The sequence below is a fragment of the Enterobacter sp. 50588862 genome, from assembly GCF_001462935.1.
GTDB classification, from domain to species: domain Bacteria; phylum Pseudomonadota; class Gammaproteobacteria; order Enterobacterales; family Enterobacteriaceae; genus Enterobacter; species Enterobacter bugandensis.
In genome coordinates, this window is record NZ_LNHM01000043.1 from 1 (window position 1) to 18,491 (window position 18,491).

Genomic DNA, 18,491 nt, shown 5'->3' on the forward strand with positions numbered 1-18,491 from the left:
TCCGGCTTGTCGGGGACGGGCGGAGGTAACGTCCCTGTAAAGCCCGCCCTCTCGGCGCATCCATGCGCCTCGCCCCGGCCTACAGGAAACGCCTCAGCGATTTACAGCCGGACCAGGACATCGCTGTAAGTTATTCATTTCTCTGAAGCTATGTTCATCGCTTCAGGAAAAAAATTACTGGGAATTCCTCACCCCAGAGGGAGAGGGAACTTTTACACCCTCCCCCCTTGGGAGAGTGGTTACTCTACAAGCATCTTCACCACAACTTTCCTGACCTTAGCAGGCTCCCCCACCGCGCACAGCGGCTTATGCACTTCGCCCGGCCAGAACACCACAAAATCCCCTTCGCTCAGCACCACGGTTTTCTCCTGCTCGCCTTCCGGCAGGAACGCGATGTCTTTGTCCGCCAGCCAGTCGGTGTCCGGCGTGCCGTGCGGCAGGGTGCTGAACGTCATTCCTTCCTGGCCCTTCAGCACAATCTGGATATCCAGATAGCGCGAGTGGTACTCGGCGCGGCGCTCGGCGAATGGCTGGGTCATGTCTTCAGAGACCAGATAGAACAGGCTGTTACCATTGATGTCGTGTTTCCCGGGCGGCGTGGCGTCGGTAACGTGGGCTTTTACGTACTCAATGGCCTGGCGCAGATCGTCAGGCAGCCAGGACTGGAGATGGTGGATGTTGCCGATAATCATGTTTCAACCCTCAATGTAAAACAACGTTTCATTTTCATCTTTTATACGAGAATACCGGCTGCCATACCAGCCCTTTTTCGAAGAGGTTTGCGCGAGCGCATGTTTATCGGGAAAGATGTTAATTTGCTGTTAACCCTGCCCAGGCAATTATGCAGAGGTTATGCATAACCTCGATCCGCGCTTATCGCACGGCTGTTCTAACCTCTTGATCGTGCTCTCTAATTAACAAAACCTGTTGCCGCCTCACACTTTACTGTTTTGATAATTTGCTCTAAAAAACCATAATTATTTATTGATTTTTCTTAAGTCAAAAATAGTTAATTACGTTATTTGCATAGCCATTCTTGCATATGATTTTTATCATTTAAAATCAGACACATAACAACTTATTTCAAAAGATTAATATCCACAAAATAATAACAACCTCAAATAATGCCACCGAATCCTGCTTAGCTATTCAACTCCCAATAATATGAAATTAATCATTATCTGATGCGAATCATGCAAATGAAAACAAACTCATTAATATCCATTTTCGCGTGAGCAATATCACATTACGGATTATTTAACTGCCTACTATAAATCACGAAATCAATTGAGCTAAGCCGCCATGTAATTAAACACACCACATGGCGCATGCCCTTTTTATTCTGAAAAACAGTTAAAGGAATAATTATGGAAAAGCATTACGTCGGTTCTGAAATTGGTCAATTGCGTAGCGTTATGCTGCACCGCCCTAATTTAAGTCTGAAGCGGTTAACGCCCTCAAACTGTCAGGAGCTGTTATTTGATGATGTACTGTCGGTTGAACGGGCGGGTGAGGAGCATGACATCTTCGCAAACACGTTGCGCGAGCAGGGTGTGGAAGTCCTGCTGTTGACCGACCTGCTCACGCAAACCCTTGATATCGCAGAAGCGAAAGCCTGGCTTCTCGAAACGCAAATCTCCGATTATCGCCTCGGGCCAACCTTTGCCGGCGACGTGCGCGGCTGGCTGGCGGATATGCCGCACCGCGAACTGGCGCGGCGATTAAGCGGGGGATTAACCTACGGCGAAATTCCGGCAGCCATTAAAAATATGGTAGTGGATACTCACACGGCGAATGATTTTATTATGAAGCCGCTGCCGAACCATTTATTTACCCGCGATACCTCCTGCTGGATTTATAACGGCGTGTCCATTAACCCAATGGCGAAACCCGCCCGCCAGCGTGAAACCAATAATCTGCGCGCGATATATCGCTGGCATCCGGCATTTGCCGACGGCGATTTTATTAAGTATTTCGGCGACGAGAATATTAATTACGACCACGCCACCTTAGAAGGCGGCGACGTACTGGTGATTGGCCGCGGGTCGGTATTGATCGGCATGTCCGAGCGCACGACCCCGCAGGGCGTGGAGTTCCTCGCCAACAGCCTGTTTAAACACCGTCAGGCCGAGCGCGTGATCGCCGTTGAGCTGCCAAAACACCGCTCCTGCATGCACCTCGACACGGTGATGACCCACATCGACGTGGACACTTTCTCCGTCTATCCGGAAGTGGTGCGCAAAGATGCCCAGTGCTGGACGCTCACGCCGGACGGGCGCGGCGGCCTGCTGCGCACGCAGGAAACCGACCTGCTGCACGCCATCGAGAAAGCCCTCGGCATTAACCAGGTCCGCCTGATCACCACCGGCGGCGACGCCTTTGAAGCCGAACGCGAGCAGTGGAACGACGCCAACAACGTTCTGACCATCCGCCCGGGCGTGGTGATTGGCTACGAACGCAACGTCTGGACCAACGAGAAGTACGACAAAGCGGGCATTACCGTGCTGCCGATCCCCGGCGACGAGCTGGGACGCGGTCGCGGCGGCGCACGCTGCATGAGCTGCCCACTGGAACGCGAAGGAATTTAAGGAGCCATCATGGAACGAAAACCCACTCTGGTTGTGGCCCTGGGCGGCAACGCGCTGCTCAAGCGCGGCGAGCCGCTGGAAGCGGATATCCAGCGCCAGAACATCGAGCAGGCCGCCCGCATCATCGCCGGATTAACAGAACAGTGGCGCGTGGTGCTGGTGCACGGCAACGGCCCGCAGGTCGGGCTGCTGGCGCTGCAGAACAGCGCCTACGACAAAGTGACGCCCTACCCGCTGGACGTTCTCGGCGCGGAAAGCCAGGGGATGATCGGCTACATGCTCCAGCAGGCGCTGAAAAACAGCCTGCCTCAGCGTGAGGTGAGCGTCCTGCTCACCCAGGTGGAAGTGGACGCCGCCGATCCGGCCTTTAGCAACCCGACCAAGTACATCGGTCCGGTGTACAGCGAAGCGCAGGCGAGAGCGCTGGCCGCAGAAAAAGGCTGGACGTTCAGGGCCGACGGCACCTATTTCCGCCGCGTGGTGCCCTCTCCGCAGCCCAAACGCATCGTTGAGAGCGACGCCATCACGGCGCTGATCCAGCGTGACCACCTGGTCATCTGCAACGGCGGCGGCGGCGTGCCGGTAGTGGAAAACGCCAACGGCTATCGCGGCGTTGAGGCGGTGATCGACAAAGACCTCTCCGCCGCCCTGCTGGCGCGCCAGATCGAGGCCGACGCCCTGCTGATCCTCACCGATGCCGACGCGGTGTACCTCGACTGGGGCAAGCCGACCCAGCGCCCGCTGGCGCAGGTGACGCCGGAATTGCTTAAAGACATGCCGTTCGACGCCGGATCGATGGGGCCGAAAGTGGCCGCCTGCCGCGAATTTGTTGAGGCCTGCAACGGCATTGCCGGGATCGGCGCGCTGGCCGACGGCGCGGAGATCCTGGCGGGCGAGAAAGGCACGCTGATTCGTAACTGATCACTCATTTAAAAAGGATTTACCCATGACCATCAACCTGAAAAACCGCAACTTCCTGAAACTGCTGGACTACACCCCGGCGGAGATCCAGTACCTTATTGACCTCGCCATCGAACTCAAGGCCGCCAAAAAAGCCGGGCGCGAAAAACAAACCCTGGTCGGGAAAAACATCGCCCTGATCTTTGAAAAAACCTCCACCCGCACCCGCTGCGCCTTTGAGGTGGGCGCGTTCGACCAGGGCGCGCAGGTCACCTATCTCGGCCCAAGCGGCTCGCAGATTGGCCATAAAGAGTCGATGAAAGACACCGCCCGCGTGCTGGGCCGCATGTATGACGGCATCGAGTATCGCGGCTACGGCCAGGCCATCGTCGAGGAGCTGGGCGAGTACGCGGGCGTGCCGGTGTGGAACGGCCTGACCGACGAGTTCCACCCAACGCAAATCCTCGCCGACCTGATGACCATGCTGGAGCACTCTCCGGGCAAAACCCTGCCGGAGCTGAGCTTTGCCTATCTCGGCGACGCGCGGAATAACATGGGCAACTCCCTGATGGTCGGCGCGGCCAAGATGGGGATGGATATCCGCCTCGTGGCACCGAAATCCTTCTGGCCAGAAGCCGGGCTGGTTGAGCAGTGCCGCGCCATCGCCAAAGAAACGGGCGCGCGCATCACCCTCACCGACGATGTGGAAGAAGGCGTGCACGGCACCGATTTCCTCTACACCGACGTGTGGGTCTCCATGGGAGAGCCGAAGGAGGCGTGGGCCGAGCGCGTCAGCCTGATGAAGCCGTATCAAATCAACGCGGACGTGATGAAGGCCACCGGCAACCCGAACGTCAAGTTCATGCACTGCCTGCCCGCGTTCCACAACGAGCACACTAAAGTGGGCCGCGAGATCGAGATGGCGTACGGCCTGAAGGGGCTGGAGGTGACGGAAGAGGTCTTTGAATCACCGAACTCCATCGTCTTTGACGAAGCAGAAAACCGCATGCACACCATCAAGGCGGTCATGGTGGCGACACTCGGCGACTAATCACCGCCCGGCGCGCCGCGGGGTGCGCCGGGTTTCAGGAGAACATCATGGGCAAGTTCAAGTTTCCCTCCGCTTACACCATTCTCTTTTTTCTGATTGCCGTGGTTGCCGTGCTGACGTGGATTGTTCCGGCCGGGCAGTACCATATGGCGATGAACGAGGCGCTCGGCAAAGAGGTGCCGGTTGCCGGCACCTATGCGCACGTGGCATCGCACCCGCAGGGGCTGGTGTCGGTGCTGATGGCCCCGATTGCCGGACTGTACGATCCGGAGTCCGGCCAGGCCGGGGCGATCGACGTCGCGCTGTTTATCCTGATCATCGGGGGATTTCTCGGGATCGTCACCAAAACCGGAGCGATTGACGCCGGGATCGAGCGCGTCACCACTAAGCTGCGCGGGCGCGAAGAGTGGATGATCCCGATCCTGATGGCGCTGTTTGCCGCAGGCGGCACGATTTACGGCATGGCCGAAGAGTCGCTGCCCTTCTATACCTTACTGGTGCCGGTGATGCTGGCGGCGCGGTTCGATCCGGTGGTTGCCGCGTCCACCGTACTGCTCGGGGCGGGGATCGGCACGCTCGGCTCTACTATTAACCCGTTCGCGACGGTGATCGCCGCTAACGCCGCCGGGATCCCCTTCACCAATGGGATCATGCTGCGCATCGCGCTGCTGGTCATCGGCTGGATCATCTGCGTGGCGTGGGTGATGCGCTATGCCCGTAAGGTGCGCAAAGATCCGTCGCTGTCGATCGTGGCGGATAAACAGGAGGAGAACTTCGCCCACTTCCTCGGCAACAAGGGCGAGCAGTCGCTGGAATTTACCCCGGTGCGCAAACTCATCCTGGTGATTTTCGCCCTCGCCTTCGCGGTGATGATCTACGGCGTGGCGGTGCTGGGCTGGTGGATGGCGGAGATCTCGGCGGTGTTCCTCGCCAGCGCCATTATCGTTGGGCTTATCGCCCGCATGAGCGAAGAGGAGCTGACCTCAACCTTTATCAACGGCGCGCGAGATTTGCTGGGCGTCGCGCTGATTATCGGCATCGCGCGCGGTATCGTAGTGATTATGGATAAGGGCATGATTACCCACACCATTTTGCACAGCGCCGAGGGGATGGTCACCGGATTGTCGACGGTGGCGTTCATTAACGTGATGTACTGGCTGGAGGTGGTGCTGTCGTTTCTTGTGCCTTCTTCGTCCGGCCTGGCCGTTCTGACGATGCCGATCATGGCGCCCCTTGCCGATTTCGCTAACGTCAACCGCGACCTGGTGGTTACGGCTTACCAGTCGGCGTCCGGCATCGTTAACCTTATCACCCCCACCTCTGCCGTCGTGATGGGCGGGCTGGCTATCGCCCGCGTGCCCTACGTGCGTTATCTGAAATGGGTCGCGCCGCTGCTGGGGATTTTGACGGTGGTGATTATGGTGGCGTTAAGCCTGGGCGCGTTGTTGTGATTTGCCGGATGGCGCTGCGCTCATCCGGCCTACGGATCGGTGCGGTGCCACCGGTTATTTCGGGAACTGATATGGGAACTATGATGGATTACGAAGAGTACTCTCCCAAAGAGCAACTACAGCTAACGGTCTGCCAGCGTCTGATCGCGGAAAAGAGCTATCTCTCTCAGGAAGAGATCCGCCGCGACTTGCAGGAGCGGGGTTTTGAGACCATCAGCCAGTCCACCGTTTCACGTCTGCTCAAGCTGCTTGGCGTCATAAAAATTCGCAATGCCAAAGGGCTAAAGATTTATTCGCTGAATCCCCAGCTGCGCCCTGCCCCCGACGCCGCGCGTACCGTCTCCGAAATGGTGGTGAGCGTGGAGCACAACAGCGAATTTATCCTTATTCATACCGTTGCCGGATATGGCCGCGCGGTGGCGCGTATTCTGGATTATCACCAGTTACCGGAAATTTTAGGCGTGGTGGCGGGAAGCAGTATCGTCTGGGTCGCTCCCCGGGTGGTGAAGCGTACCGCGCTGGTGCACAAGCAAATTAATTATTTACTCAGAATGCATTAATATTCATAAAGAACCGTTTGCATTGAGTAAAGCGTGCATTAAATCGCTTGATCCCAAAAACGAGCTGCGTATAATGCCCGACAATTTGCCGGGAGGAAGCATGGTCAAGCGTGTACGACATAACGTCTTACCGCGTCTGAAATCAGACGCTGGCCTGCCGTTTTTCTTCCCGTTGCTAAACCTATTCCCAGAGCCCCTCATTTGAGGGGCTTTTTTTTGCCCGGCGTCAGGAGATAAACATGAATCCGCTTTATCAAAAACACATCATTTCCATAAACGACCTCAGCCGCGAAGAGCTGGAACTGGTTCTGGAAACCGCGGCAAAACTGAAGGCCAATCCGCAGCCGGAGCTGCTGAAGCACAAGGTGATCGCGAGCTGTTTCTTTGAAGCCTCGACGCGCACCCGCCTCTCCTTTGAAACCTCCATGCACCGCCTGGGCGCGAGCGTGGTGGGCTTCTCGGACAGCAGCAACACGTCGCTGGGCAAAAAAGGCGAAACCCTGGCGGATACCATTTCAGTGATCAGCACCTATGTGGACGCGATTGTGATGCGCCACCCACAGGAGGGCGCGGCGCGTCTGGCGACCGAGTTTTCCGGCGGCATTCCGGTGCTGAACGCCGGTGACGGCGCCAACCAGCATCCGACGCAAACCCTGCTGGACCTGTTCACCATTCAGGAGACCCAGGGCACGCTTGAAAATCTGAACATCTCCATGGTCGGCGACCTGAAGTACGGCCGCACCGTCCACTCCCTGACCCAGGCGCTGGCGAAATTTAGCGGCAACCGCTTCTTCTTCATCGCCCCGGACGCGCTGGCGATGCCGCAGTACATCCTCGACATGCTGGACGAGAAAGGCATTACGTGGAGCCTGCACGCCAGCATCGAAGAGGTGGTGGGCAACGTGGATATTCTCTATATGACCCGCGTGCAGAAAGAGCGTCTGGATCCGTCCGAATACGCCAACGTGAAGGCGCAGTTCGTGCTGCGCGCCAGCGATCTCGACGGCGCACGCGACAACATGAAGGTGCTGCACCCGCTGCCGCGCATCGATGAGATTGCCACCGACGTGGATAAAACGCCGCACGCCTGGTACTTCCAGCAGGCCGGGAACGGCATCTTCGCTCGCCAGGCGTTACTGGCACTGGTTCTGAATCGCGAATTAGCTCTGTAAGGGGAGACGACCATGACACACGATAACAAACTCCAGGTTGAAGCCATCAAGCGTGGCACCGTGATTGACCACATCCCTGCGCAGGTGGGCTTTAAGCTGCTGACGCTGTTCAAACTGACCGAAACCGACCAGCGCATTACCATCGGCCTGAACCTGCCGTCCGGCGAAATGGGCCGTAAAGATCTGATCAAGATCGAGAACACCTTCCTGACCGACGAGCAGGTCAACCAGCTGTCGCTGTACGCGCCGGACGCCACGGTTAACCGCATCGACGATTACGACGTGGTGGGCAAATCCCGCCCGAGCCTGCCGGAGCGCATCGAAAGCGTGCTGGTCTGCCCGAACAGCAACTGCATCAGCCATGCCGAGCCGGTTTCCTCCAGCTTTGCAGTGAAAAAGCGCGCCAACGACATCGCGCTCAAATGCAAATACTGCGAAAAAGAGTTTTCCCATTATGTGGTGCTGGCCAACTAATTGAGGTTGGTAATGAAATCCCGGCTGTTATAATGGCCGGGAACATTCTTAACGCTGTAATTCTGGAGAAAAAATGAGCAAAGTACTCGCGACGGAAAATGCACCAGCGGCTATCGGCCCGTACGTTCAGGGCGTTGATCTGGGCAGCATGATCATCACTTCGGGCCAGATCCCGGTAAACCCGAAAACCGGTGAAGTACCGGCCGACGTGGCGGCGCAGGCGCGTCAGTCGCTGGAGAACGTGCAGGCTATCGTTGAATCTGCCGGCCTGAAAGTGGGCGATATCGTGAAAACCACCGTGTTCGTGAAAGATCTGAACGATTTCGCAACCGTTAACGCTACCTACGAAGCGTTCTTCACCGAGCATAACGCCACCTTCCCGGCGCGCTCCTGCGTGGAAGTGGCGCGTCTGCCAAAAGACGTGAAAATTGAAATTGAAGCGATTGCCGTACGTCGTTAATTCATTTCCATTTTTAGAGGGCAGCTGAGGCTGCCTTTTTTATTTCGACCATTTTTACTCCCGGTATTCCATGACGTCGTGTGCTGTCCATTAATAGACTGGCGCTGCCTTGTTATATTCTAATTAATGGACGAAGAATGAAACTTTCTAAAATTGCGCTGGCCGTGACCACATTAACGGTGGCGTCTTCAGCACTTGCACACGGATATATCGAATCTCCTGCCAGCCGCGCCTATATGTGTAAGCTGGGTCAAAATATTGATTGCGGCTCCGTACAGTATGAACCGCAGAGCGTAGAGAAAACCTCCGGCTTCCCGACCGGGGCAGAGCCAGCAGACGGACACCTCGCCAGCGCGGGTATCTCTCAATATTCTCAGCTGGATAAGCAGAGCCTGAATGCGTGGACTAAAAACCCGATGACCGCGGGCCCGCATGAATTTGTCTGGCACCATACTGCGCCGCACAAAACCACCAACTGGCGTTATTACATTACCAAACAAAACTGGGACCCAAATAAGCCGCTAACTCGCGATCAGTTTGAATTAACCCCGTTCTGTACAATTAACGGAAATAGCCAGGCGCCAGCCGTAACTAAATCCATGACCTGTAATGTTCCTGAACGCACAGGCTATCAGGTAATTTACGGCGTATGGGAAATTGCAGATACCACAAACAGCTTCTATCAGGCTATCGACGTTGATTTCGGGAACGGCGGCAACGTTACCCCGGACGAAACGCCTGCGGTTGTGTCCGAGTGGAGCAAAACCCTGAGCGGCCAGATTGCCGGTAATAACCTGAACGTGGGCGATAAAGTTATCGCACGCTTCTTCGACGCCCACGGCGAAGTGACCGCCATGCGCACCGAGATGACCATCGGCTCTGCTGAACAAGGCGACGCTAACCAGTGGTCCTGGGATCTGGCGCAGAAGATCAACACCGCGCAGCACGACGTGCGCGTCGGCGTGAAGGATGAAGCCGGTGACATCAGCCCGGTTCACGGCGCCAACAGCGTATTCGTGAAAGACGGCAGCACGCTGCAGTCCGTTGCTATCTCTTATGAAGAGCAAAAAGCGCAGGTGAGCGAAACCATCGCCGTTACCGATCTGCAATACAGCAAAATCGAACATGGCAACGCGACCGTGACCTTCCACGTGAATACGCAGGGTGACGTGAATTTTGAAGCACACGTGATGAACCACCACGGTGCGGAAAAAGGCTACCTGAAGCAGGACATGAACAACAGCAATCAGGACGTCACCATGACCCTGACCGACGTGACCGCCGGCCACCACATGCTGAAATACTACGCGACCAATAAAGACGGCACCCTGTTCGCGCAGGACGTCCTGAACCTGATGCTGGAAGGCGATGCCGCTGCGGACAGTACCGGCCACCACGACTTTACCTTCCCGGACAATATCGCGTCGTACAAGGCAGGTACCGTGGTGCTTCAGCCTAGAGACGGTAAGACCTACGAATGTAAGCCATTCCCGTACAGCGGCTTCTGCGTGCAGTACAGCCCAACCGCAAACCAGTATGAGCCAGGCGTTGGCGCACACTGGAAAGAGGCGTGGGTTCTGAAGAACTGAGTGGCCTTTATGCCCGGCGGCACTGCGCTTACCGGGCCTACACCACGTAGGCCCGGTAAGCGCAGTGCCACCGGGCATGTGTGTTACTGATTTCGCGTGGCGCGTAGCAGCGTCTCCAGCGGATAGACCGCCGCAATCACCACCTCATCCTGCACCTTCGCCGCGCTGTCCAGCTCGCTCTGGATCGACGCGATCTCTTTGTCGTCCAGCGTCCCCTGACGCGCCACCAGATCCGTCAGCCTCAGGCCAATCGAGGCCAGCTTATCCACCTCCAGAATGACCGGCTTAATGGCCTTCAGCTGATAGCTGTTTTCGCTCAAGGCCAGCACGTCGCTGGTGTTGTTCTGCCAGCGGTTAAAGACGTGGCGCAGCGCCTCGGCGCTCTCCGTGTCTTCCGCGTCGCTCACCAGACGGTCCGCCCACTTGTGCATCTGGCGCACGGTGGCGCTTTCGGCGTTCAACGCATCTGCAAGTCTGTTAAGCGGCTCAAACTGATGGTAGTTTCCGGCCTGGAACTTCAGGTGCTGGCGGGTGTAATACTGGGCCGGCTCGAGCGCCTGAGCGAGGATTTGCAGCGGCAGGGTGTCGGCATTGTTAGCGAGGCGCGTGAACTGCACCTGCTGCTGGGTATGCTGCTGCAGCCCGACGGACACCGTCGACCAGCTGTCCATCGCCTGCAGGCGGGTATACATGTTATCGACGTCGTTGACGTCCTGCGCGGACCACAGCCGCTCCGCCACCGCAAAGGCGCGCGGCCACAGGCGGATGTCCAGCACCGGCGCGACCACGTTTTCCGCCCACAGCGCGGCTTCGCCGCCGAGCAGGTTGGCCTGATTCGCCACGTCCGGCACGACCGGAGGGGTACCTTTCGGCACGTCGTCCAGACGCGCGCCGCTAATCGGGTAGCGGGTGTTTCCCACCAGGAAATAGCCGGTGAGTTTGTCGTTATCAACGTTGACCACCGGGCGCGTTTCACCCATCCAGGTGTCGACGGTAAAGGTCACCTGGTTGTCGTCGCGCCACTGAATGTTATTCACCGCCCGACGCGATTTCCCGGCAAAATCAATAAATCCGCGCCACCCGGCGTCGCCTTTCACCAGCGTAAAGCTGCCTTCCACCGGCTTGCCCTTCAGGCGCGGCATGGAGAAAGCCCAGCTCTGGGCGCTGTCGGTGTCCGCTATCACGTCCACGCCACTCAGCCCCTGCGGCACGATTTCGTTGCGGTAGTGATAGGCGGTGGACTGGGGCTGGTCGAGGTAGAAGCCGGTTGAGAGAATGCCCTTATAGCCGTTCTGCGCCACCTGCCCCAGCGCGTCCTGTCCCTGCCAGGACTGGATCAGAATGCTTTTCGGCAGATCGGGATGGTAGATCTCGTCCCAGCCGACCATCTGCCGGTGGTGCTTCTCAAGGATCGTCTCCAGCTTGCGGTTGAAATACGCCTGCAGCGCGTGGCTGTCCGCCAGTTTATTGTCGCGCATAAATCTCTGGATCGCCGCGTTTGCCTTCCACTGGCTGTCGTCCACCTCATCGCCGCCAATATGCAGATACGGATCGGGGAAGATCGCCGCCAGTTCGCTGACCATCGCGTCGGCAAAGGTGTAAGTCGCCTCTTTGGTGGGATCCAGCACAGGCTTTAGTACGCCCCAGTGGCGCTCCATAGCGTACGGCCCCGGCGCGCTCATCAGTTCTGGATAGGCGACGGCAATCGCTGAGGCGTGGCCCGGCATATCGATTTCCGGCACCACGCGTATGCCGCGTTCGGCAGCGTAACGCACAATCTCGCGCATCTGCTCAGGGGTGTAGAACAGCCCGTCGCTGGCAAGCTGGGTTAATTTTGGATAACGCTTCGAGGTAAAGCGCCAGCCCTGATCGTCAGTCAGATGCCAGTGCAGGACGTTGAGCTTGGCCGCGGCCATACCGTCGATCTGGCGTTTGATATCGGGTAACGGGATGAAATGGCGCGCCGAATCGAGCAGCAGCCCGCGCCACGGGAAGCGCGGCGAATCTTCGATGGTAACCCACGGAATCGAAGTGTTTTCGGCACCGTTCTGCATCAGCTGGAGCAAGGTTTCCATTGCGCGCAATGCGCCAAAGCGGGTGTTAGCGGAGATATTCACGCCGTTGGCATCCACCGTGAGTTTGTAGCTCTCATCGCTGTCCGGCAGCGGCTGCGGCTTCACCTTTTTAGCGATGGCGATACGGATGGTCGGCTTGTCAGGTTTTTCGGCCTGTGGCTGTAGCGTCCAGCCGGTTTGCAGCGCTATGCGCTGGCGCAGGCGGTTGACCGCATCCCCCAGATCGTCGCCGCTGACGCTCACGGAGAGTTGATTGTTAAGCACCAGCGCGCCCTGCGTCGTCGGGCGTTCAACCTTCGCAGGCCAGGGCATCAGGGGAAGGTCGCCTGCCGGCGCGGCAAATGCGGAGGCGCCGAGCATAAGCCCGGCGGTTAAGAGACTGTATCGTAACATGAATGTTCCTTATCTGACGGGCCAAATACAGGCAAAACATTCTGTTAACATGCGTACAAATTGTCGTCAAGCGAATGCGCCGACGGAGATCACAGGTTGTTGAATTTGGGAGGAAAGCCAGATGCCGGGTGGCGGCTTCGCCTTACCCGGCCTACGTTTGGATTGTGGCAAAATGAGCTTACTGCCACCCATATCGACGCGCATAGAATCCTTTCACCATCTGCGTCAGCACCATATAACCCGCAAGAATCGCCACCAGCCATGGGAAGTAGCTCAGCGGCAGCGCCTGCAGCTGCAGGTAGCTTGCCAGCGGTGAGAACGGCAGCGCGATACCCAGCGCCATCACAATGCCCGTCATTACAATCAGCGGCCACGCGGCACGGCTCTGGATGAACGGAATGCGGCGCGTGCGGATCATGTGCACAATCAGCGTCTGGGACAGCAGCCCTACCACGAACCAGCCGGACTGGAACAGCGTCTGGTGTTCCGGGGTGTTGGCGTGGAACACAAACCACATCAGGCAGAAGGTCAGAATGTCGAAGATGGAGCTGATCGGCCCAAAGAACAGCATGAAGCGGCCCAGATCGGCGGGGTTCCAGCGCTGCGGCTTCTGGATCTGCTCGTCGTCAACGTTATCAAACGGGATCGCTACCTGAGAGACATCGTACATCAGGTTCTGGATCAGCAGGTGCAGCGGGAGCATCGGCAGGAACGGCAGAAACGCGCTCGCCACCAGCACGCTGAAGACGTTACCGAAGTTGGAGCTGGCGGTCATTTTAATGTACTTGAGCATGTTGGCGAAGGTGCGACGCCCTTCGATGACGCCCTCCTCCAGCACCATCAGGCTCTTTTCCAGCAGGATGATATCCGCCGCTTCACGGGCGATATCCACGGCGCCGTCCACGGAGATGCCAATGTCCGCCGCACGCAGCGCGGGCGCATCGTTAATGCCGTCGCCCATAAAGCCCACCACGTGCCCTTCACGACGCAGCAGCGTCACAATGCGCTCTTTGTGCATCGGCGTCAGGCGGGCAAACAGCGTCGTGCGCTGGGCAAGCTGCGCCAGTTCGTCGTCGGTGAGGTGCTCAATGTCGCTCCCCACCACCACGTCGCCCGCGTCCAGCCCCACTTCGTGGCACACTTTGGCCGCCACCAGCTCGCTGTCACCGGTGAGAATTTTGACGGTGATGCCGCTCGCCTTCAGCGCCTTCAGCGCCGGTGCGGTGGTCTCTTTCGGCGGATCGAGGAATGCGATGTAACCCTCGAGGATCAAATCGGATTCGTCGATACGCTGATAGTCCCCCTCCCGCGCGGGCAGGAATTTGCTCGCCACCGCCACCACGCGCAGCCCCTGACGGTTCAGGTTGTCGGTGACGCGCTTGATGCGGCGCAGCATGGTGTCGTCCAGCGGCACGATCTCCCCGTTGTGGCGCACCTGCGTGGAGACGTTCAGAATCTCCTGCAGCGCGCCTTTGCAGATCAGCTGGTGCACGTCCGGCTGCTCGCTCACCACCACCGACATGCGGCGGCGCTCGAAGTCGAACGGGATTTCGTCCACCTTCTGCCAGCGGCCGGAGAGCGTACGGGCGGCCTCCTCGTCCACGCCTTCCAGCACCGCCACGTCGAGCAGGTTTTTCAGCCCGGTCTGGTAGTGGCTGTTCAGCCACGCGCTGTGGAGCACGCGCTCGCTGGTTTTACCGGCGATGTCGGTGTGGTTCTCCAGCACGATTTTATCCTGCGTCAGGGTGCCGGTTTTATCGGTGCAGAGAATATCCATCGCGCCAAAGTTCTGGATGGCGTCGAGGTGTTTGACGATCACCTTTTGTTTAGAGAGTTTGACCGCCCCGCGCGCCAGCGTGGAGGTAACGATCATCGGCAGCATTTCCGGCGTCAGGCCGACGGCCACGGAGAGCGCAAACAGCGCCGCCTCCCACCAGTCGCCTTTGGTGTAGCCGTTGATCAGCAGGACAATCGGCGTCATGACCATCATAAAGCGGATCAGCAGCATGCTGACGCGGCCAATCCCTTTCTGGAACGCATTCGGCTCGCTCTCCTGCTCGCTGACGCGCCCGGCAAGCTGTCCAAACCAGGTATTGCCGCCGGTGGCGGTGACAATTGCCTGCGCCGTGCCGCTAACCACCGTGGTGCCCATAAAGCACAGGGTGTCGCACTCGAGCGGGTTCATCTGCTGCGGGTCGCGGCTGCGCGATACCTTCTCAACGGGCAGGGACTCCCCGGTCAGGGAGGCCTGCGCCACGAACAGATCCCGCGCCTGGATGATGCGTAAATCCGCCGGGATCATGTCTCCCGCCGCCAGCTTCACCAGATCGCCCGGCACCAGCTGGTCAATAGGCAGTTCCACCCAGGCGTTTTCGCCGAGGTCGTTAATCACGCGCGAGACGGTTGCGGTGTTGCTGACCATCGCCTTCAGGGCGTCCGCCGCTTTGGTGGAGCGGGCTTCCTGAATGAAGTTCAGCAGCGTGGAGATACCCACCATCAGGGCAATCACGCCCGCGGCAAAGAGATCTTCCGTCGCGTAAGAGATAATGCCGAGCACGGTCAGCAGCAGGTTGAACGGGTTGCGGTAGCAGAGCCACAGATGCACCCACCACGGAGAGGGCTTCTGCGCCGGGATCTGGTTATCGCCGTGCACGGCGCGGATTTTTTCCACTTCAGACGCGTTCAGCCCTTCCGGATGGCCGCCAAAGGCGCGCCAGACTTCGTTTTCATCCATCGCCGCCACGTTCAGGCAGCGTTCGGTCAGGGACGCCGGGATCGCCGCTCCCGCCATGTTTTTGGCATTGGGCAGCGGATCGCGCTGAACAAGACGGTGTGGCAGATGGCGGCTCAGCAGCGCCTGCAGCTGCCGGGTGATATTTTTAAACATAGACATTCCTCCGCATCCGCCAGGCGGACGCAGTATTCCCTTCAGGCGTGGCAAAGCCGTACCTGTCAGGCACTCAATTTTTCAAGCAGGAACGTTTGGGACGTTGCTGCCTCACATTACCGGTGAGACAGCAAAAGCTGGCTTACCGGAAAGAACAAATTCTCCCGTTCAGGAGAGGTGCGGGATCGGGATCCATAAAGCCTCCGGTAAGTAAAAAAACAGGGTGTCGCCGCGCAGTATAAAGATTTAAGCGTACCCTTTGTGACGATTCGGGCGGTATTATACGCGCCTGCAAATAAACAGTACGTAAACCAGACTTTGCCCATAGCGAAATCGCGCTATAGCATTAGGCTCAATTGACCATTTTGTCGTTGTTACAGGGAAAACAGCATGCAGAACCGCCTTACAATTAAAGACATCGCGCGTTTAAGCGGCGTGGGGAAATCAACCGTCTCACGCGTGCTGAACAACGAAAGCGGCGTCAGCGAACGCACCCGCGAGCGCGTTGAGGCGGTCATGAATCAGCACGGTTTTTCCCCTTCCCGCTCCGCGCGCGCCATGCGCGGGCAGAGCGATAAAGTGGTTGCGATCATCGTTTCGCGTCTGGATTCCCTCTCCGAAAACCTCGCCGTTCAGACCATGCTGCCTGCCTTCTACGAGCAGGGCTATGATCCGATCATGATGGAGAGCCAGTTCTCGCCACAGCTGGTGGAAGAACATCTCGGCATGCTCCAGCGCCGTAACATTGACGGCGTGGTGCTGTTTGGTTTTACCGGCATTGACGAGGAGATGCTGAAACACTGGCAGCCGTCGCTGGTGCTGCTGGCGCGCGATGCCCACGGCTTTGCCTCCGTCTGTTATGACGATGAGGGGGCGATTATCACCCTGATGCAGCGCCTGTACGAAGAAGGCCACCGCCACATCAGCTATCTTGGCGTGCCGCACGCGGACGTTACCACCGGCAAGCGCCGCCACGAGGCCTATCTGGCCTTTTGCAAAAAGCACAATCTCCCTGCCGTGGCCTCCCTGCCGGGGCTGGGCATGAAGCAGGGCTACGAGCAGGTCGCCAGCGTCCTGACGCCGCAGACCACCGCGCTGGTGTGCGCCACGGACACCCTTGCGCTGGGTGCCAGCAAGTATCTGCAGGAGCAGCGCATTGATAACCTGCAGGTGGCGAGCGTCGGCAGCACGCCGCTGATGAAGTTCCTGCACCCTGAAATTATCACCGTCGATCCGGGCTACGCCGAGTCCGGCAGACAGGCCGCCGCACAGCTGATCGAGCAGATCAACGGGCGGAGCGAGCCGCGCCAGATCGTTATTCCTGCCCGTCTCTCATAACCCCCCTGAATCGTTTATTGTGATCTTCGCCCGATTTCGGGAACGTTCCCATTTTCGCCGTCACGCTGAAGGAGTAGGCTTGCGCTCAGGTCATTACCCCCCTCAACATCTGTCATGAGGTTTCATGATGAGTAAAGTCAAACAAGCAGATATCGATCGGCTGATCGTCCTGGTCGGCGGCCGCGAAAACATCGCCACCGTCAGCCATTGCATTACCCGCCTGCGCTTCGTGCTGAACGATCCGGCCAAGGCCAACCCGAAGGCGATTGAAGAGCTTTCCATGGTGAAAGGCTGCTTCACCAACGCCGGACAGTTCCAGGTGGTGATTGGTACCGAAGTGGGCGATTACTATCAGGCTCTGCTGGCGACCACCGGACACTCTTCTGCCGATAAAGAGCAGGCGAAGAAGGCGGCGCGCCAGAATATGAAGTGGCACGAGCAGCTGATTTCCCACTTTGCAGAAATCTTCTTCCCGCTGCTGCCGGCGCTGATCAGCGGGGGCTTAATTTTGGGCTTCCGTAACGTCATCGGCGATGTGCCAATGAGCGACGGTAAAACCCTGGCGCAGATGTACCCGGCGCTGCAAAGCATCTATGACTTCCTGTGGCTGATTGGCGAAGCGATCTTCTTCTACCTGCCGGTCGGGATCTGCTGGTCCGCCGTGCGCAAGATGGGCGGTACGCCAATTCTCGGTATCGTACTGGGCGTCACGCTGGTCTCTCCGCAGTTAATGAACGCTTACTTACTTGGTCAGCAGGTGCCGGAAGTGTGGAACTTCGGCCTGTTTACCATCGCCAAGGTGGGCTATCAGGCGCAGGTCATTCCGGCCCTGCTGGCGGGTCTGGCGCTGGGCTTTATTGAGACGAGACTGAAGCGCATCGTGCCGGATTACCTCTACCTGGTGGTAGTGCCGGTCTGCTCGCTGATCCTGGCCGTCTTCCTGGCGCACGCTTTTATCGGTCCGTTTGGCCGCATGATCGGCGACGGCGTGGCCTTCGCGGTGCGTCATCTGATGACCGGCAGTTTCGCGCCAATCGGTGCCGCGCTGTTTGGCTTCCTGTATGCCCCGCTGGTGATCACCGGCGTGCACCAGACCACGCTGGCCATCGATATGCAGATGATCCAGAGCCTCGGCGGTACCCCGGTCTGGCCGATTATCGCCCTCTCTAACATCGCACAGGCCTCTGCGGTGACCGGCATCATTATCGTTAGTCGTAAGCACAACGAGCGTGAGATCTCCGTTCCGGCGGCCATCTCCGCCTATCTCGGCGTCACCGAACCGGCGATGTACGGCATCAACCTGAAGTACCGCTTCCCGATGCTCTGCGCGATGATCGGCTCTGGCCTGGCGGGCCTGCTGTGCGGCCTGAACGGCGTGATGGCGAACGGGATTGGCGTCGGCGGCCTGCCGGGCATCCTCTCCATCCAGCCTACTTTCTGGCAGGTGTTTGCCCTGGCAATGGCGGTGGCGATTATCGTCCCCATGGCGCTCACCACCGTGGTTTACCAGCGTAAGTTCCGTCAGGGCACGCTGCAGATTGTTTAACTTCATC

General features: G+C 58.2%; 15 protein-coding genes and 1 pseudogene. 12 read left to right on the plus strand and 4 right to left on the minus strand.

What is annotated here, in order from left to right; genetic code table 11:
* Positions 1 to 239 precede the first annotated feature (239 nt).
* On the minus strand, positions 240 to 692 hold the full coding sequence (locus tag APT89_RS21040) for a YhcH/YjgK/YiaL family protein (protein ID WP_060573486.1): 453 nt from the start codon (positions 690 to 692) through the stop codon (positions 240 to 242).
* Between the two features lie 675 nt (positions 693 to 1,367).
* On the opposite strand from APT89_RS21040, the gene arcA reads away from it, so the two are divergent.
* The 5 genes from arcA to APT89_RS21065 all read left to right on the plus strand — a co-directional run bounded on the left by arcA (position 1,368) and on the right by APT89_RS21065 (position 6,550).
* Positions 1,368 to 2,588, plus strand: a complete 1,221-nt coding sequence (arcA, locus tag APT89_RS21045) for an arginine deiminase (RefSeq protein WP_041911439.1) — start codon at positions 1,368 to 1,370, stop codon at positions 2,586 to 2,588.
* Between the two features lie 9 nt (positions 2,589 to 2,597).
* Positions 2,598 to 3,509, plus strand: a complete 912-nt coding sequence (arcC, locus tag APT89_RS21050; RefSeq protein WP_041911440.1) for a carbamate kinase — start codon at positions 2,598 to 2,600, stop codon at positions 3,507 to 3,509.
* Between the two features lie 25 nt (positions 3,510 to 3,534).
* Positions 3,535 to 4,539 carry an ornithine carbamoyltransferase gene (argF, locus tag APT89_RS21055; RefSeq protein WP_041911441.1) on the plus strand — a complete coding sequence of 335 codons (1,005 nt, stop codon included), beginning with the start codon at positions 3,535 to 3,537 and terminating at the stop codon, positions 4,537 to 4,539.
* Between the two features lie 47 nt (positions 4,540 to 4,586).
* Entirely contained in the window at positions 4,587 to 5,990 is a 1,404-nt protein-coding gene (locus APT89_RS21060; protein WP_041911442.1) for a YfcC family protein, read from the plus strand.
* An 80-nt stretch (positions 5,991 to 6,070) separates the two neighbouring features.
* Entirely contained in the window at positions 6,071 to 6,550 is a 480-nt protein-coding gene (locus APT89_RS21065; protein WP_028015317.1) for an arginine repressor, read from the plus strand.
* A gap of 3 nt (positions 6,551 to 6,553) precedes the next feature.
* Here the strand turns inward: APT89_RS21065 and APT89_RS24270 are convergent.
* A pseudogene (locus APT89_RS24270) lies at positions 6,554 to 6,671 on the minus strand (hypothetical protein).
* Between APT89_RS24270 and APT89_RS23705 the strand changes: the two are divergent.
* The 5 genes from APT89_RS23705 (at position 6,651) to gbpA (ending at position 10,245) form a co-directional block, all read left to right on the plus strand.
* Entirely contained in the window at positions 6,651 to 6,755 is a 105-nt protein-coding gene (locus tag APT89_RS23705; RefSeq protein ID WP_022646880.1) for a pyrBI operon leader peptide, read from the plus strand. The pseudogene APT89_RS24270 and the gene APT89_RS23705 overlap by 21 nt on opposite strands.
* Before the next feature lie 34 nt (positions 6,756 to 6,789).
* Positions 6,790 to 7,722, plus strand: a complete 933-nt coding sequence (gene pyrB, locus APT89_RS21070) for an aspartate carbamoyltransferase (protein ID WP_041911443.1) — start codon at positions 6,790 to 6,792, stop codon at positions 7,720 to 7,722.
* 12 nt (positions 7,723 to 7,734) lie between these two features.
* Positions 7,735 to 8,196 (plus strand): aspartate carbamoyltransferase regulatory subunit, encoded by a 462-nt coding sequence (gene pyrI / locus APT89_RS21075; protein ID WP_010427352.1) that lies wholly within the window; start codon positions 7,735 to 7,737, stop codon positions 8,194 to 8,196.
* Between the two features lie 73 nt (positions 8,197 to 8,269).
* The gene (gene ridA / locus APT89_RS21080) at positions 8,270 to 8,656 is read left to right on the plus strand and encodes a 2-iminobutanoate/2-iminopropanoate deaminase (RefSeq protein WP_003863373.1); all 387 of its coding nucleotides are present in this window, start codon (positions 8,270 to 8,272) and stop codon (positions 8,654 to 8,656) included.
* A 137-nt stretch (positions 8,657 to 8,793) separates the two neighbouring features.
* A complete protein-coding gene (gbpA, locus tag APT89_RS21085) occupies positions 8,794 to 10,245 on the plus strand; it encodes an N-acetylglucosamine-binding protein GbpA (protein WP_060573488.1) in 1,452 nt (483 codons plus the stop codon).
* Positions 10,246 to 10,328: 83 nt separating this feature from the next.
* On the opposite strand, the gene APT89_RS21090 is transcribed toward gbpA, so the two are convergent.
* Positions 10,329 to 12,713 (minus strand): beta-N-acetylhexosaminidase, encoded by a 2,385-nt coding sequence (locus tag APT89_RS21090; protein WP_060573490.1) that lies wholly within the window; start codon positions 12,711 to 12,713, stop codon positions 10,329 to 10,331.
* Positions 12,714 to 12,891: 178 nt separating this feature from the next.
* The gene (gene mgtA, locus APT89_RS21095) at positions 12,892 to 15,600 is read right to left on the minus strand and encodes a magnesium-translocating P-type ATPase (RefSeq protein ID WP_048957647.1); all 2,709 of its coding nucleotides are present in this window, start codon (positions 15,598 to 15,600) and stop codon (positions 12,892 to 12,894) included.
* A gap of 390 nt (positions 15,601 to 15,990) precedes the next feature.
* On the opposite strand from mgtA, the gene treR reads away from it, so the two are divergent.
* Both treR and treB read left to right on the plus strand, forming a co-directional pair.
* Complete coding sequence (gene treR / locus APT89_RS21100; RefSeq protein WP_028015312.1) at positions 15,991 to 16,938, plus strand: trehalose operon repressor TreR; 948 nt, start codon at positions 15,991 to 15,993, stop codon at positions 16,936 to 16,938.
* Positions 16,939 to 17,065: 127 nt separating this feature from the next.
* On the plus strand, positions 17,066 to 18,484 hold the full coding sequence (gene treB / locus APT89_RS21105) for a PTS trehalose transporter subunit IIBC (protein ID WP_045259643.1): 1,419 nt from the start codon (positions 17,066 to 17,068) through the stop codon (positions 18,482 to 18,484).
* Positions 18,485 to 18,491 lie beyond the last annotated feature (7 nt).

What these genes read in the sequence shown, in the direction of transcription:
- APT89_RS21040 (WP_060573486.1), bottom strand. Translation starts at nt 692, where the DNA reads ATGATTATCGGCAACATCCACCATCTCCAGTCCTGGCTGCCTGACGAT.
- arcA (WP_041911439.1), top strand. Translation starts at nt 1,368, where the DNA reads ATGGAAAAGCATTACGTCGGTTCTGAAATTGGTCAATTGCGTAGCGTT.
- arcC (WP_041911440.1), top strand. Translation starts at nt 2,598, where the DNA reads ATGGAACGAAAACCCACTCTGGTTGTGGCCCTGGGCGGCAACGCGCTG.
- argF (WP_041911441.1), top strand. Translation starts at nt 3,535, where the DNA reads ATGACCATCAACCTGAAAAACCGCAACTTCCTGAAACTGCTGGACTAC.
- APT89_RS21060 (WP_041911442.1), top strand. Translation starts at nt 4,587, where the DNA reads ATGGGCAAGTTCAAGTTTCCCTCCGCTTACACCATTCTCTTTTTTCTG.
- APT89_RS21065 (WP_028015317.1), top strand. Translation starts at nt 6,071, where the DNA reads ATGATGGATTACGAAGAGTACTCTCCCAAAGAGCAACTACAGCTAACG.
- APT89_RS23705 (WP_022646880.1), top strand. Translation starts at nt 6,651, where the DNA reads ATGGTCAAGCGTGTACGACATAACGTCTTACCGCGTCTGAAATCAGAC.
- pyrB (WP_041911443.1), top strand. Translation starts at nt 6,790, where the DNA reads ATGAATCCGCTTTATCAAAAACACATCATTTCCATAAACGACCTCAGC.
- pyrI (WP_010427352.1), top strand. Translation starts at nt 7,735, where the DNA reads ATGACACACGATAACAAACTCCAGGTTGAAGCCATCAAGCGTGGCACC.
- ridA (WP_003863373.1), top strand. Translation starts at nt 8,270, where the DNA reads ATGAGCAAAGTACTCGCGACGGAAAATGCACCAGCGGCTATCGGCCCG.
- gbpA (WP_060573488.1), top strand. Translation starts at nt 8,794, where the DNA reads ATGAAACTTTCTAAAATTGCGCTGGCCGTGACCACATTAACGGTGGCG.
- APT89_RS21090 (WP_060573490.1), bottom strand. Translation starts at nt 12,713, where the DNA reads ATGTTACGATACAGTCTCTTAACCGCCGGGCTTATGCTCGGCGCCTCC.
- mgtA (WP_048957647.1), bottom strand. Translation starts at nt 15,600, where the DNA reads ATGTTTAAAAATATCACCCGGCAGCTGCAGGCGCTGCTGAGCCGCCAT.
- treR (WP_028015312.1), top strand. Translation starts at nt 15,991, where the DNA reads ATGCAGAACCGCCTTACAATTAAAGACATCGCGCGTTTAAGCGGCGTG.
- treB (WP_045259643.1), top strand. Translation starts at nt 17,066, where the DNA reads ATGAGTAAAGTCAAACAAGCAGATATCGATCGGCTGATCGTCCTGGTC.